Raw genomic sequence first — 14,412 nt, 5'->3', positions numbered from 1 at the left:
ATTTTCTGAGATACTTTGAGATTTTCTGATATACTCTGAGATTTTCTGAGATACTACGGGATTTTCTGAGATACTATGAGATTTTCTGAGATACTCTGGGATTATCTGAGATACTTCGGGATTTTCTGAGATACTCTGAGGTTTTCTGAGATACTCCGAGATTTTCTGAGATACTCCGGGATTTTCTAAAAAAAAAAAGGCTATCTCTAGATAGCTACAAATAATTTGTAACACAAGAGATAGCCTTTTAAATTTTATTAAGCTAATGCTTCGGTTAGTGCTGGGACTACTTGTTTTTTACGAGATACTACGCCTTTTAATAGCGCGGTATTGTTGTCGAATTTCACATTAAATGCAGCTTCTGCTTTTAACGCTACTTTTCCTAGTGCTAGTGCTACTGAGTCATTGTTTAGAATGTCAGTTACGACGAAGAAGAATAGATCTAACTCTTTTTCTTGAATTTCACGATTAATTAGTTCTTCTAGTTCCTCTTGGCGACCCATTACGTCGTTTACATCTACTGCGTTTACTTGTGCGATGACTACTTTGTAATCACCCATTCCAAATTCTTTTGCATCTAGAGATAGAAGGTCTTCTAAGCTTTTATCACTTAGATCAGCTCCTGCTTTTAGCATAGCAAGTCCATATTCTTCCGCGTTTACACCCGCAATTTTTTCAAGCTCACGCGCAGCGGTAATGTCTTCTTCTGTACAGGTTGGAGATTTAAATAATAAAGAATCTGAAACAATTGCAGAAAGCATTAAGCCTGCAATATTTGCGGGGATTTCTACGCCTTTTTCTTTAAATATTTTATTTAAAATAGTAGCTGTGCATCCAACAGGCTCTGCACGATAGTATAAAGGCTCCGCTGTTTCAAAGTTTGCGATTCGGTGATGGTCAATTACTTCGGTTACTTGTACTTCTTCGATACCATCTGCGCTTTGTTGCTTTTCATTGTGATCGACTAAAATTACTTTCTTCGCTTCAGTCGAGACATTTCCAACCAATCTTGGGGCTTCAAATCCGAATTTTTCTAAAGCAAATTTTGTTTCATTATTTAATTCACCTAAACGCACTGCTTCCGCTTCTAAGCCGATTGCATTTTTTAAATACGCATAAACAATTGCTGATGTAATCGTGTCTGTGTCTGGGTTTTTATGACCAAAAACTAATACTTTTTCCATGAATAGTCCTCCTAAAAAAACAATTTCCGAACCTATTTTATCATACTTATCTCTGCTGATTGAAAAGTAAATTTGCTAATTGGGATTTTTGATGTAAAAAGTCTGCAAGCGTATATTCATCTAGTACATTTAAATACGCCTTTAAAGCTAACTGGAGAGCACCCTTTAAGCTACAAGCAGGCGTAATTACACAAGAATTAGTACTGCAATCAAAACATTCTACTAAGTGGAAGTCGTCTTCTGTTTTTCTTACAACTTGACCTATATTAATGGCTGTTGGCTCCATCGCTAAACGTATCCCGCCACCTCTTCCTCGTATCGTCTCAATATATCCGAGTTTCCCTAATTCGTGAGTTACTTTCATCAAATGATTTTTCGAAATACTATATGCTTCTGAAATGGATTGAATCGTTGAAAGCTCGTTTTTTTCTTTTGTCCCGAGGTATATTAACACCCTTAACGAGAAATCCGTATACATAGTCAATCTCATGCTGCCACCGCCATTCTTCATTCTCATTATAACGATTATGACAAAGTCGTGAAAGAAATGTGTCCGATTTATTAAAGGTTTTTAAAGATGTATTTTAAATATTGCTTTAAGAGACATGCAGGAGTATTGTTGTTTTTGAAAGCAACGAGGAAAAGAAAAGGACGTGTAATTAATATGCTATCTCAAAAAACAATCGATATCGTAAAATCAACTGCACCTGTATTAGAAGTTCACGGAGTTGCAATAACTACAGCGTTTTATAAAAATTTATTTAAAGCACACCCAGAGCTTTTAAATATTTTCAATCATGCAAACCAAGCAAAAGGCCGTCAACAAACCGCTTTAGCAAACGCTGTGTATGCAGCTGCGGTGCACATAGATAACTTAGCAGCGATTATTCCAGCTGTAAAACAAATTGCAACTAAACATGTAAGCTTAGGTATTAAACCTGAACATTATCCAATTGTAGGTGAACATCTACTTGGCGCAATCAAAGAAGTATTAGGGGATGCAGCAACAGACGACATTATTAATGCGTGGGCAGAAGCATATGGAGTAATCGCGGATGCGTTTATCGGCATCGAGGAAGAAATGTATGTAGCAACTGAATCGAAAGAAGGCGGTTGGAGATTTTTTAAAGACTTTATTGTAGTAGATAAAGTAAAAGAAAGTGACAATATTACTTCATTCTACTTAAAACCTAAAGATGGAAAAGTATTACCTACTTATGAACCTGGCCAATTCATTACTATCCGTGTAAACATACCTGGTGAAAAGTATTTGATGAACAGACAATATAGCTTATCACAAGCGGCAGATTCTGAAACATTCCGCATTTCCGTGAAAAAAGAAGACGAAAATAATCCAGAAGGAAAAGTTTCCGTTCACTTACACAATAACGTAAACATTGGGGACATAGTTGAATTAACTGCTCCAGCCGGTGAATTCGTTTTAGACTCTGAAAAAACAACATCTGTAACTTTTGTTAGTGGTGGAGTCGGTATTACACCTATGATGAGCATGTTCGAAACAATTGCGAAAAACCAACCAAATCGTCCAGTATCTTTTATCTATAGTGCCCGCAATGAAAACCTTCATCCGTTTGATAAAGATATTAAAGCTTTAATGGAAACAATGGATGATGCCAAGTATGTGGCGCTTTACTCCGATAGTGGTGATGGGTTTATTACAAAAGATTTACTAAAAGAGCATACACGTAAAGATGGCGATGTTTACGTATGTGGACCAGTTGGGTTTATGGAAGCAATGATCAATCATTTACTTGAACTCGGTTTTGCAAATGAACAAATTCATTATGAATTTTTCGGACCTGCTTTAAAATTAGAATTAGTGGAAGCTTAATGTTAATCTCTTTCTTCCTTTGAAGTAATACTTTATAAGTATAGGAATTATTTAACGTAAAAATAAGCTTTTAGTAGTGCAATCTTTTAGTACTTGATGCTATAATTATACTATAATCTTTGTAAATAAAGAAAAGAGTGAAATTATGGCCAAACTTTTTGAGAGCAAATATATACCACTTGCCAACTTTTTCAAACAATCAACAAAAAAAGAAATTACATTAACATATAATGAAATTGAGGCAATCATTGGCCAAATACTGCCGAATGCAGCTTATTTAAGTAGCAGTTGGTGGAAAAAAACAAAGCCACCTGCATTACATTATTTTGCATGGACAGATAATGGATATTCCGTAAAATCTGTAGAAATAGGGAAGTCCGTTCTTTTTCATAGTAACGTTTTAGAGACAGAAGAAAGACTAATGGACGAAAACAACCAACAGGATATCCTTATTATTCGAGAAGCAGAATTAGAAGATGCACGTTCATTCATTCGCTTACAGGAATCCATCTTCTCAGAAACAGACTTTATGTTGTATGGAAAATCAGACATACAAATGACTGTTCAAAGTATGCGTAAAGATATGACCAATTGGAAAAATACGTCTAATTCAATTTTACTTTTCGCCATTATGAATGGTCAGTTTGCTGGCTATGTATTATTTACTGGTGGTCCTGCTCCACGTGCTTTACACCGAGCCTCTGTAGTCATTGGTGTAAAACAAGAGTTCGCTCAAAAAGGGATTGCTTCTTCTCTTATGTTGCAAGGTGAAAAATGGGCAAAAGAAGTAGGAATATCAAAACTTGAGCTTTCTGTCATTAAAGAAAATACTAATGCACAAAAGCTTTATAAAAAGCTTGGTTTCGATATTGAAGGAGACCGAAAAAATGCTCTAATCATTAATGGTCAATTTGTGGATGAGTTTTATATGGGGAAATTAATATAATATAATAGTAACGACCGACCAATATAGTTTGGCCGGTCGTTTTTTTTGTGAATTTCGCTAACTTTACCCATAGCATTATACGCTGTCCTATCTCATTTTTGAGACAAATGGATTGTCCGTTTCCCAAAATCTATACGGGTAGTGCACTGCTTCTCCACTATTTTCTATACCTATTCTAGGTCCTGTAGAAATAAAACCAACTTCTTCTCCTTCTGTTATATACAGAGGCTTTTCCGTCCACTTCTTCCCGTAGTACTCCATCGTAATTCCTAGCGCTTTTGTTAACTTACCTGGTCCGTTTGTCCATTGCTTCATTGGTAAATTGTTACGGAATTCTTTCATTAGGTCTAAGCCTTCCATTGGCTCTACTGCTCGTATTAATATGGCATTAGGAATACCTTCCACTCCTGCCACTACGTTTATAAGTGTATGTGTATGCATTTGATAGGTATAGATAAGTCCAGGTTCTCCAAACATTACTTCGGTTCGTTTCGTTCTTCTGTTTCCGAAGCTATGCGCAGCTCTGTCTTCCGCACCCATATATGCTTCTGTTTCTACAATTTTCCCTATTAGAAGCCCTCTATCATGCTCATGAACGATATATTTCCCTATTAAATTACTTGCTAACTCTAATGTTGGTTGATGAAAAAATGTTGGATCTATTGATTTCATTTAAAAACCTCATTTTCTTCGCTTCAAAGTTTGCCTGCCCATTTTGCGAGAAATACTTATTTAGATGGGGCAGTTTCTAGAAAGGCTTTTACGCCTTTTGGATTACGTAATATACATATATCCACATTATTTGCATCTCTCAATACATTTAAAATACTAGGACGCACATCCCTTGGAAAACGCCAAACCCATTGGGCAAATTCTATGTCTATTTTTTCTTCACACCCTGGAGCCATATCAGGACGAGTTGTTCCCCGATAAATCCACGCTCTTTTTAATACTCGATACGTACATAGAATTCTTGGAAAATCTAAGAAGATGATTAAATCTGCATACTTCGCTCTTAATTCTAAAGTAGAGTCAAAATTACCATCAATAATCCATTCGTCTTCTTCTAATTCCTCTTGAACTTTTTTTCTAAATTCTGGCTTCGGAGTTGGAACCCAACCAGCGTTCCAAAATAGTGCATCTAAATGGACTAGCGGTAATTTCCACTTTTCTGCTAGCTTTGTTGATAATGTTGATTTCCCTGCACCACTCGACCCAATGATTAGAATTCTTTTATGTCTTAATTCCCCCAACTCCCCACTCCCCTTGCGTTACTATTTCTTCATTTTACTATGTTTTAACTTCCAAACAAAATAAAACCCGCTCTAATAGAGAACGGGTTTATAAACTATTCTAATTCAACTTGTTTTGTTTCAGTGCCAAGGAATAGAACGGATAGTACTCCAATTACTATTGCTATACAGAATATACCGAAAATCCAACTGATCTCATATCCGGATGTTACAAGTGAGCCAACTAATAGAGGTCCTAAAATTCCTCCTACACGGCCAATTGAAGCAGCCATTCCAGAGCCTGTTGCACGGATGACTGTTGGATACTGTTCCGGGGAATACGCATATAAAGCTCCCCAAGCCCCCAGGTTAAAGAATGACAGGAACATACCTGAAACAATTAATGCAGCAGTAGTTTCAGCAGAACCAAATACAAACGCACTAGCTGCAGTTCCAAGTAAATAAGTAACCAATACAAACTTGCGGCCCATTTTCTCTATTAACCATGCAGCAGAGAAATAACCAGGCAATTGAGCAAGTGTCATGATTAATACGTATTCAAAACTCTTAATCAGTGTAAATCCTTTCATCACCATCACACTCGGAAGCCACAAAAACATACCATAATAAGAAAACACGACAGTAAACCAAACAATCCAAAGCATTAAAGTCCGTTTCGCATATTTCTTAGACCAAACTTCTTTCATGTTTTGCATAATCGTTCTAGAGTCTGTTTTCTTCTCCCTAAAACGAGGAGAATCTGGTAGCTTAAGACGTAAATAGATAGCGTAGAATGCTGGTAATGCAGTAATTAGTAAAGCAATTCTCCAACCGTAGCCTGGAATAATAAAGTAAGCAATTAGTGCTGATACTAGCCAGCCTGCAGCCCAAAAGCTTTCTAATAATACAACTACTCTGCCTCTTTCTTTTGCTTCGACACTTTCAGATACAAGTGTAGACGCGACAGGTAGCTCCCCACCAAGTCCCATTCCAACGAAGAATCGTAAAATTAAAAATGCTGCCAATGTAGTTGTTAGAGCTGATAATCCTCCTGCAATAGAAAACAGCAATAAGGTCATCATAAAAATCTTTTTACGACCTACTTTATCGGCAAAAACACCAAAAACTAATGCACCTACTGCCATCCCAATAGAGTTAACGCTTCCGATCCATCCCATTTGTCCAGGAGTCAGACCCCATTCTGCAGCCAGTGCTGCAATAACGAAAGATAGGATTCCTACGTCCATTGCATCAAACATCCATGCAAGTCCTGCAATTCCTAATAATTTATTCTTTGATAAAGAGCTCTTTTTACTCATATATTTCTCCTGTCTTTACATCTGTAATGTTATATCTTTACATGATTAGTATACCCATCGAATAGTAAACTATCAATAAGAAACTTAATCTTGTTTTTTATATTTTATTAAGGTAGAATGTCCTTTATAGAAATACATATGTTTATTTAAGAAGAACAGAGAGGCGGAATAACATCATGGCTTGGCAAGGTTTAATTGAAGAATATAAAGAATTTTTACCTGTAACAGATAAAACACCTAAATTATCATTACTCGAGGGAAATACGCCTCTTATTAAACTAGATAACTTGTCAAAAGAACTAGGAATCGAACTTTATGGAAAAGTGGAAGGGGCAAATCCGACAGGCTCATTTAAAGATCGTGGGATGGTATTTGCTGTAGCTAAAGCAATCGAGGAAGGAAGCGAATGTGTTATTTGTGCTTCTACAGGAAACACATCAGCTGCTGCTGCGGCTTACGCTGCTCGAGCAGGCATAAAATCCATCGTAGTAATACCAAAAGGAAAAGTTGCTCTTGGTAAATTAGCACAAGCATGCATGTACGGATCTAAAATCATTGAGATTGATGGAAACTTTGACGATGCTCTGCAAATCGTTCGGAAAATCAGTGAAATAACACCTGTTGCATTAGTTAACTCGGTCAATCCATACCGTTTAGAAGGGCAAAAAACAGCTGCATTTGAAATTGTAGATGCTCTAGGTTCTTCTCCTGATATTTTATGTATTCCAGTCGGTAACGCAGGAAATATTAGTGCTTATTGGAAAGGATTCAAAGAATATAATGAAGTAAAAAAATCAGGTCTACCGAAAATGTTTGGGTTTGAAGCTGAAGGTTCGGCGGCCATCGTACAAGGTACACCGATTGCAAGTCCAGAAACAATTGCAACAGCAATTCGAATTGGAAATCCAGCAAGTTGGTCTCTAGCAGAAGCTGCTCGTGACGAATCTAGTGGAATTATTGACTCTGTTACAGACGAAGAAATATTAAACGCATATCAGCTAATCGCTAGTCGTGAAGGCGTGTTTGTTGAACCTGGTTCCGCAGCATCACTTGCAGGAGTTATTAAATCTGTAAAAAACGGAAAAATTCCTGCAGGAAGCAAAGTAGTAACAATCTTCACTGGCAACGGCTTAAAAGATCCAGATACCGCTATGCAAGTTTCAACTGTAGATTTAATATCTTTAAAAAATGATGAGGAAGAAATTCGTCGATATATCGAGGGATTACTATGAGTAAAAAATGGACAATTTCCATACCAGCAAGTACCGCTAACTTAGGCCCTGGTTTTGACTCAATCGGAATCGCTTTGGATAAATATTTAGATGTCGAAGTGGAGATTGCTACGGAGTGGAAAATCGATAATTTATCAGATAATTTACCTGTAATTCAAAATCCAGAAGAGCATTTAATTGTCCAAGCTGCCCAAAAAACAGCCCAAATTCACGCCCTAGTATTACCCTCTTGCCATTTAAAAGTGAAAAGTGAAATTCCACTCGCTCGCGGAATGGGAAGTAGTGCATCTGCTATTGTTGCAGGAATAGAAGTTGCTAACCAGGTACTTGATCTTCAGCTCACATCACATGATAAATTGAAAGTTGCGACTGTAATGGAGGGACATCCTGACAATGCTGCTGCTTCAATTTTCGGAGGATTTACTATTTCATCTAGTGCAGAAAATGGTGAGATCCACGTATTTCATACTTCTAATATTGACGCAGCTTTTGTATTGTTCATACCAAACTTTGAATTAAAAACAGAAAAAGCTAGAAGCGCTCTACCCGATAGCTATACGCGTAAGATAGCTGCACAGGCAAGCGCTACGGCAAACTTATTAACGGCAGCATTTCTTACTCAATCATTCAAACAAGTGGGAACTTATATGGAGCAGGATTTATTTCATGAACCATATCGTCTAGACCTAATTCCAGAAAGCAGGGAAATCATAAGCGCAGCTAAAAAAGCTGGAGCATTTGGAACTTGCATAAGCGGAGCTGGCCCTACTCTCCTGTCTTTAGTTCAAAAAGGAACGGAAGAAGCATTTATCACTAATCTATTTGGGAATTTCCCAAATTTTGAACTCGTCCCTGTTGGGATGAATATAGCTGGGACTATTATTTCTCAATATAAAGAAGGCAGTGCAGTTAACTAGCTGACTGTCTTTTCTTTATTATTTTGCTTACTGACTATTAATATTGTAACAATACATATCCAACTCGCTAATTACGGCTAGGTGCTTTCCATTCATTTCTCTTCATCCATTCCTCTAGTAAGGGATGTGTTTTATTTCTAGTATTTCATTGAACTGATGTACTTACCAATTTCGCTCCAATCATCCTCTATAAAATCTCTGTTGGAAGGACGATAAAAAACTGCAGCTGGGTGATAGGTCGGAATGATAATATACTTTTCATCCGACCATATATACTCATTACCCTCAAGTGAACTTAAATGTCTTACAGCGTGTTCAAGGACTTGTCCATGCAAATTAGATACTTTCGCTTCTTTGCCAAGTAAACGCTGTAATCCAACATTTCCTAATGTCACAATGACTAGTGGTGCAATATTTTTGATTTCATAATCTAGTAATGGCGCATGTGCAATGATTTCTTGCTGTGTTGGTGGTCGATTATACTTTCTTTCTATAACCTCACCATTTCTCATTTTTTTCTCTTTCCACATGTATGGTCTACTTCTCACAGCACTCGTCATATAAACGTCATCTCTTGTAAGATTAACACTTTTAAGTGATTTTTCTAACTCATCTCCTGCTCTGCCGATGAAAGGTATTCCTTGTATAGCCTCATTTTCTCCCGGAGCTTCTCCTATTAACATAATTGCAGGATTCTTGGGGCCTTTTCCTTTGACGAAACCTTCTACAGGAAACCCTTCTATTCTTCTCATGCCAATTTTCACTAACTGATCTGGTAACTCGAACATTGAGAATATCACCCCTTTAAAAAATCCCCTCCTGAAAAGGAAAGGATTTTACAAATTAATCTTTGGAACGCTCTTTTTACGGTATTCATACCATAATGCAACAATTACGAACCATGTATACCCTACCATCCATCCGGCAAACACATCTGATGCAAAATGGCGGGATTCAGCAATTCGAGATAAACCAATCATCATTGTAAGGAGTATAGCCCCAATCCAAATAAGTATACGGGTTTTTTTATCTGATTGATATTCTGTTAGGAAATACGCAACGGTGAATACATATAATAGTCCGACCATCGCATGTCCAGATGGGAAACTAAAGCTCTCTAATTGATGAGGAACATCTGGTCGAGCTCGGTGTACCCATTTTTTTAATAATTGATTGAGAACATTTCCTACACCAACCGTAAACAAACCAAACAGCATGCCACGGTAGTTTTTCGAGCGGATCCATAAATATGCAAATAATATTAGCATTATAATAATTACAAATGCGGTTTCCCCTAAATAATGAAATGGAATGATAAATCGATTGCCTATTAGTAATTCAGACATTTTATGATCAAATGAAACTACCTCATCCTTAGTAAACGTTAAAAAGAACGCAGTAAAACCTAATAACGTCACAAATCCTAGTGGATAAAACCATTTTTTCATATAATCCCCTCCTTTTCTTACAAAAAGTATAAGCTAGATATGCATTATGTACAATGAAAAAGGATGTCCATCTGATTGATCGATGTTGCTGCTCGATTGATCGATTAAAGCAAAAGATTGATCAATTCCCCCAATAAAGCAAAAATCCACGAGAATTTGCTCCTCCTGGATTTTCATTTCATCATTATTTTAAAGCTTCTAGTACAGCATCAATTTTTGCATTCTCAGATTCAATACCGCCACCTGACAAGTACCAAACTTCTGGATCTAAGTAATAAATTTTGCCGTTTTTAGCAGCGTTTGTTTTACCAACAATATCATTTTCAATTGCTGCTTTTGTAGCCGATTCACCTTCAGTTACTACTGCATCGCGGTCAACTACAAAAAGAATGTCTGGGTTTTTCTCCAAAACGTATTCATATGAAACGCTTTGACCATGTGTAGAAACTTCTAGATTTTCATCAACCGCTTTGACACCGTATGCATCATGGATTACACCGAAACGTGAGCCAGGGCCATAAGCACTTAATTCGCCTTCTGATGCAAGGACAACTAAAGCTTTTTCATCTAAATTAGATGTTTTATCTTTTACTTCCATAAGTTTTGCATCAATTTTTTCTAAAGCGGCAGTTGCTTCTGCTTCTTTACCGAATATTTTACCAGCCAATTCTGTGTTTGTTTTAAATGAATTTACATAGTCAGCAGTGTTTAAACCAACAAAAACAGTTGGAGCAATTTTACTTAATTCTTCATATGCGTCTGCTTGACGTCCAGAAATGAAAATCACATCCGGTTTCATCGCACTGATTGCTTCAAAATCTGGCTCTTTTAGAGCACCAGCGTTTTTGTAAGTAGTTTCATCAGCATATTTACTTAAGTATTTCGGTAGGCTACTTTGTGATACTGAAGCTACGTCCACTCCTAGTGCATCTAATGTATCTAGAAATCCATAGTCAAATACAACAACTGTTTTAGGTTGTGCATCAAGCGTTACTTCTTTATATCCTTCTGGTTGTGCAATAGTTAACGGAAAAATAGATGCTTCTTCTGTTTTAGATTCCTCGTTTGCTTTTGAGTTATCTTCTGTTGCTTCATTTTTTGAACCACATGCAGCTAATAATACTAGCAATGCACTAATTACGGCTAATAATTTCCAGTTTTTCATTGAATAAATTCTCCTTTTTCCTTATGAATTAAAATATACACAAATACGGCAGCTATTCATTTCTTGGATTGGTATATCCATATCATAAATCTCTTTTAACGCATCTGAATTTATGATTTCATGTGTTGGACCATCTTTGATCACCCGTCCGTCTTTCAAGGCAACGATATAATCCGAGTATACAGATGCAAAGTTAATATCATGCAATACAATTACAACTGTTTTACCAAGATCTTTTACAAGCTTGCGAAGAATTTTCATAATTTGAACCGAGTGCTTCATGTCTAAGTTATTTAATGGTTCGTCTAATAAAATAAATTCCGTGTCTTGGGCAATAACCATTGCGATGAAAGCACGTTGACGTTGACCACCAGAAAGCTCATCTAAATAGTTATCTTCTAAATCGGCTAAATTCATATACTCAATTGCTTGGTCAACCATTTTAATATCGTCTGCATTTAATCGTCCTTTGGAATAAGGAAAACGCCCAAACGATACTAACTCACGAATAGTTAAACGTACATTCATATAATTAGATTGTTTCAGGATGGAAACGCGTTTTGAAAAGTCGTTGGAATTCCATCTTCGTACATCTGATTTATCTAGTAAAACCTCACCCGTGTCTGCATCCAATAAACGACTCACCATCGACAATAGTGTAGATTTCCCAGCACCATTTGGTCCTATAAACGAAGTTATTTTTCCGGACTGAATATTTACACTAACATTGTCCACAACTGGCTTTTTAGCAAAATACTTAGTTACCTCTTTTACTTGGATCATGACGTAGCTCGACTCTCCTTTAATAATAAATAGATGAAGTAAATCCCACCGAGAAAGTTAATTATTACGCTCAAAGTTGTATCGAACGTAAATATCCTCTCAACAATCCACTGTCCACCAATTAATGCAACTAAACTCATTAAACTAGCACCGGTGATTAGCACCGAATGCTTGTATGTGTTAAAGAATTGATAAGATAAGTTTGCAACAATTAAACCAAAGAATGTGATTGGCCCAACCAGTGCTGTCGAAGTAGCGATTAAAACTGCTGACAATACAAGCATATTTTTGACTATTTTATCGTAATCCACACCGAGGTTAAGGGCGTTATCTCGTCCTAATGACAGCACATCTAATTCTCGAATGCTGCGCCAGCCATATAGGATGGATAGAACAATAATGACCATCGCAAGCCATACTAAATCCGCATTTACATTGTTAAAGCTTGCAAACATTTTATTTTGTAAACTCGTAAACTCATTTGGATCAATAAGTACTTGAAGAAAAGTTGTAATACTTCCCAAAAATGTACCAATAATAATCCCTACAAGAAGCAAGAAATAAATAGGTCGTTTACCGGCATTAAACAGAAAACGATAAAGCAATAGTGCAAATATAATCATCGCAATAACAGAAATGAAGAAATTATAATTTTTGTTAATGACTAAAATCGACATGGAACCAAAAAAATAATAAATAAATGTTTGTACCAACATATATAGCGAATCGAGTCCCATAACACTTGGCGTCAAAATACGATTATGTGTAATTGTTTGAAAAATCACTGTCGAATAGGCAATCGCTACACCAGTAAGTGACATCGCTAATACTTTTATTGCACGCCGTGGCAATGCATAATCATAACTTCCATTTAGTCCTTGAAATAAATAAAGTGCTATGAAGATTGCTGCCACTACTAGTAATAAAATCATCTTCGTTCTATTTCGCATATGCTTTCCCCCTAAACAGTAAGAATAGGAAGATTGCGCTTCCGATCACACCAACTGTCATGCTAATCGGAATTTCATAAGGAAAAATTATTACCCTACCTAAAATGTCACATATTAGCAAGAAAATGACTCCGAGCAATGCAGTATGTGGAAGTGTTTTTTCTAGATGATCCCCTTTAAATATAGAAACAATATTTGGGATGATTAAACCTAAGAAAGGGATCATTCCCACTGTTAAAACAACAGTAGTCGAGATTAAAGCAACTAATACTAACCCTAAATTTAGCACTCTGTTGTAAGATAAACCGAGGTTTTTCGCAAAATCCTCGCCCATCCCTGCAACAGTAAAACGATTAGCATAAAAGTAGGCAATAATTAGTACAGGTACACTTATGTAAAGAAGTTCATATCTACCTTTTAGGATCAAGGAAAAGTCCCCTTGGAGCCAGACAGTAATATTTTGTATAATGTTTGATTTGTATGCAAAAAACGTTGTAATAGAAGACAATATATTTCCGAACATTAGACCAACAAGTGGAATAAAGATAGCATCTTTAAATTTTATTCGATTAAGTATTTGCATAAATAGCAGTGTACCTGCTAAAGCAAAAATGAAAGCAAAAGTAAGCTTCTGCATATATGTCGCATTTGTAAATACGATCATCGAGATTAAAATTCCCAACCTTGTAGCATCAAGCGTACCTGCTGTGGTTGGAGATACAAATTTATTTCTACTGAGACTCTGCATGATTAAACCTGCAATACTCATCCCTGCTCCTGCAAGTATTATGGCAATTAGTCTCGGTACACGGCTAATCAAAAATATTTGCGTCTTTTGCGAAGTAAAATCTAACAAATCCATTGGTGAAATTCTCGTAACACCAACAAAAAGAGATAAGAAAGAAAGTGCTACTAGTGCAATTACAAGATATCTTTTTTTCATAACTATCCTCATCATTCTATTGGTAAAATAATGATAGTGAAAATCATTATCATTTACTCACAAGTTTTATTATAGCATCTAGGGTACACAAGTCAACGGTTAAATGAAAATGATTTTCAATTGATGATATATATGCTTCTGAAACAAACTACATACATACTCTGACCGAATAGTGAGTATGACTTATTTTAACCAGATCAAGTTATTCTTGACCGGATAACAGCTTTTTTGTCCGGATAAATTTATTTGTGACCGGATAGCAGATTTTCTGTCCGGATAATTTTATTTGAGACCGGATAACAGCTTTTCTGTCCGGATAAACTTATTTGTGACCGGATGGCAGATTTTCTGACCAGATAAATTTATTTGTGACCGGATAGCAGATTTTCTGTCCGGATAATTTTTTTCTGACCGGTCAGCAGTTTTCTGTCTGGATAAACC

15 protein-coding genes are annotated in these 14,412 nt (G+C 36.4%); 4 read left to right on the top strand and 11 right to left on the bottom strand.

Annotated features, from left to right (window positions below; translation table 11 throughout):
• Positions 1-257 precede the first annotated feature (257 nt).
• Together ACTSKG_RS15105 and ACTSKG_RS15100 are read right to left on the bottom strand one after the other, a co-directional pair.
• On the bottom strand, positions 258-1,184 hold the full coding sequence (locus tag ACTSKG_RS15105) for a manganese-dependent inorganic pyrophosphatase (RefSeq protein WP_464755387.1): 927 nt from the start codon (positions 1,182-1,184) through the stop codon (positions 258-260).
• A 46-nt stretch (positions 1,185-1,230) separates the two neighbouring features.
• Positions 1,231-1,674: an Rrf2 family transcriptional regulator gene (locus ACTSKG_RS15100; protein WP_464755386.1), complete on the bottom strand. Its 444-nt coding sequence runs from the start codon at positions 1,672-1,674 to the stop codon at positions 1,231-1,233.
• A 174-nt stretch (positions 1,675-1,848) separates the two neighbouring features.
• On the opposite strand from ACTSKG_RS15100, the gene hmpA reads away from it, so the two are divergent.
• Positions 1,849-3,036 (top strand): NO-inducible flavohemoprotein, encoded by a 1,188-nt coding sequence (gene hmpA, locus ACTSKG_RS15095; protein ID WP_464758048.1) that lies wholly within the window; start codon positions 1,849-1,851, stop codon positions 3,034-3,036.
• 145 nt (positions 3,037-3,181) lie between these two features.
• Positions 3,182-3,982, top strand: a complete 801-nt coding sequence (locus ACTSKG_RS15090; RefSeq protein ID WP_464755385.1) for an N-acetyltransferase family protein — start codon at positions 3,182-3,184, stop codon at positions 3,980-3,982.
• A gap of 87 nt (positions 3,983-4,069) precedes the next feature.
• Here the strand turns inward: ACTSKG_RS15090 and ACTSKG_RS15085 are convergent, their stop codons facing one another.
• The 3 genes from ACTSKG_RS15085 to ACTSKG_RS15075 form a co-directional block, all read right to left on the bottom strand.
• Positions 4,070-4,654 (bottom strand): DNA-3-methyladenine glycosylase, encoded by a 585-nt coding sequence (locus ACTSKG_RS15085; protein WP_464755384.1) that lies wholly within the window; start codon positions 4,652-4,654, stop codon positions 4,070-4,072.
• 56 nt (positions 4,655-4,710) lie between these two features.
• Entirely contained in the window at positions 4,711-5,235 is a 525-nt protein-coding gene (locus ACTSKG_RS15080) for a DNA topology modulation protein (protein ID WP_464755383.1), read from the bottom strand.
• Positions 5,236-5,330: 95 nt separating this feature from the next.
• Positions 5,331-6,533, bottom strand: coding sequence for an MFS transporter (locus tag ACTSKG_RS15075; RefSeq protein WP_464755382.1), 1,203 nt, complete (start codon positions 6,531-6,533; stop codon positions 5,331-5,333).
• A 176-nt stretch (positions 6,534-6,709) separates the two neighbouring features.
• Here ACTSKG_RS15075 and thrC point away from each other — a divergent pair, with 176 nt between their 5' ends.
• Both thrC and thrB read left to right on the top strand, forming a co-directional pair.
• Complete coding sequence (gene thrC, locus ACTSKG_RS15070; protein ID WP_464755381.1) at positions 6,710-7,765, top strand: threonine synthase; 1,056 nt, start codon at positions 6,710-6,712, stop codon at positions 7,763-7,765.
• Positions 7,762-8,682, top strand: a complete 921-nt coding sequence (gene thrB / locus ACTSKG_RS15065; protein ID WP_464755380.1) for a homoserine kinase — start codon at positions 7,762-7,764, stop codon at positions 8,680-8,682. Before thrC ends, thrB begins: the two co-directional genes overlap by 4 nt.
• 137 nt (positions 8,683-8,819) lie before the next feature.
• On the opposite strand, the gene ACTSKG_RS15060 is transcribed toward thrB, so the two are convergent.
• The 6 genes from ACTSKG_RS15060 to ACTSKG_RS15035 all read right to left on the bottom strand — a co-directional run bounded on the left by ACTSKG_RS15060 (position 8,820) and on the right by ACTSKG_RS15035 (position 13,971).
• Positions 8,820-9,470: a uracil-DNA glycosylase gene (locus ACTSKG_RS15060; RefSeq protein ID WP_464755379.1), complete on the bottom strand. Its 651-nt coding sequence runs from the start codon at positions 9,468-9,470 to the stop codon at positions 8,820-8,822.
• 48 nt (positions 9,471-9,518) lie between these two features.
• Positions 9,519-10,130, bottom strand: coding sequence for a phosphatase PAP2 family protein (locus ACTSKG_RS15055; RefSeq protein ID WP_464755378.1), 612 nt, complete (start codon positions 10,128-10,130; stop codon positions 9,519-9,521).
• Between the two features lie 184 nt (positions 10,131-10,314).
• The gene (locus tag ACTSKG_RS15050) at positions 10,315-11,295 is read right to left on the bottom strand and encodes a siderophore ABC transporter substrate-binding protein (RefSeq protein ID WP_464755377.1); all 981 of its coding nucleotides are present in this window, start codon (positions 11,293-11,295) and stop codon (positions 10,315-10,317) included.
• Between the two features lie 21 nt (positions 11,296-11,316).
• Positions 11,317-12,078, bottom strand: a complete 762-nt coding sequence (locus ACTSKG_RS15045) for an iron ABC transporter ATP-binding protein (protein ID WP_464755376.1) — start codon at positions 12,076-12,078, stop codon at positions 11,317-11,319.
• Positions 12,075-13,028, bottom strand: coding sequence for an iron chelate uptake ABC transporter family permease subunit (locus tag ACTSKG_RS15040; RefSeq protein ID WP_464755375.1), 954 nt, complete (start codon positions 13,026-13,028; stop codon positions 12,075-12,077). The genes ACTSKG_RS15045 and ACTSKG_RS15040 overlap by 4 nt, the downstream gene beginning before the upstream one ends.
• A complete protein-coding gene (locus ACTSKG_RS15035; protein ID WP_464755374.1) occupies positions 13,018-13,971 on the bottom strand; it encodes an ABC transporter permease in 954 nt (317 codons plus the stop codon). Before ACTSKG_RS15035 ends, ACTSKG_RS15040 begins: the two co-directional genes overlap by 11 nt.
• Positions 13,972-14,412 lie beyond the last annotated feature (441 nt).

The sequence above is a fragment of the Psychrobacillus syltrankelensis genome, from assembly GCF_055454035.1.
Note: the sequence above shows the minus strand (reverse complement) of the source record. Positions and strands in the feature narration are given on the sequence as shown.

What these genes read in the sequence shown, in the direction of transcription:
- ACTSKG_RS15055 (WP_464755378.1), bottom strand. Translation starts at nt 10,130, where the DNA reads ATGAAAAAATGGTTTTATCCACTAGGATTTGTGACGTTATTAGGTTTT.
- ACTSKG_RS15085 (WP_464755384.1), bottom strand. Translation starts at nt 4,654, where the DNA reads ATGAAATCAATAGATCCAACATTTTTTCATCAACCAACATTAGAGTTA.
- ACTSKG_RS15050 (WP_464755377.1), bottom strand. Translation starts at nt 11,295, where the DNA reads ATGAAAAACTGGAAATTATTAGCCGTAATTAGTGCATTGCTAGTATTA.
- ACTSKG_RS15100 (WP_464755386.1), bottom strand. Translation starts at nt 1,674, where the DNA reads ATGAGATTGACTATGTATACGGATTTCTCGTTAAGGGTGTTAATATAC.
- ACTSKG_RS15105 (WP_464755387.1), bottom strand. Translation starts at nt 1,184, where the DNA reads ATGGAAAAAGTATTAGTTTTTGGTCATAAAAACCCAGACACAGACACG.
- ACTSKG_RS15035 (WP_464755374.1), bottom strand. Translation starts at nt 13,971, where the DNA reads ATGAAAAAAAGATATCTTGTAATTGCACTAGTAGCACTTTCTTTCTTA.
- ACTSKG_RS15090 (WP_464755385.1), top strand. Translation starts at nt 3,182, where the DNA reads ATGGCCAAACTTTTTGAGAGCAAATATATACCACTTGCCAACTTTTTC.
- ACTSKG_RS15045 (WP_464755376.1), bottom strand. Translation starts at nt 12,078, where the DNA reads ATGATCCAAGTAAAAGAGGTAACTAAGTATTTTGCTAAAAAGCCAGTT.
- ACTSKG_RS15040 (WP_464755375.1), bottom strand. Translation starts at nt 13,028, where the DNA reads ATGCGAAATAGAACGAAGATGATTTTATTACTAGTAGTGGCAGCAATC.
- hmpA (WP_464758048.1), top strand. Translation starts at nt 1,849, where the DNA reads ATGCTATCTCAAAAAACAATCGATATCGTAAAATCAACTGCACCTGTA.
- thrB (WP_464755380.1), top strand. Translation starts at nt 7,762, where the DNA reads ATGAGTAAAAAATGGACAATTTCCATACCAGCAAGTACCGCTAACTTA.
- ACTSKG_RS15060 (WP_464755379.1), bottom strand. Translation starts at nt 9,470, where the DNA reads ATGTTCGAGTTACCAGATCAGTTAGTGAAAATTGGCATGAGAAGAATA.
- ACTSKG_RS15075 (WP_464755382.1), bottom strand. Translation starts at nt 6,533, where the DNA reads ATGAGTAAAAAGAGCTCTTTATCAAAGAATAAATTATTAGGAATTGCA.
- thrC (WP_464755381.1), top strand. Translation starts at nt 6,710, where the DNA reads ATGGCTTGGCAAGGTTTAATTGAAGAATATAAAGAATTTTTACCTGTA.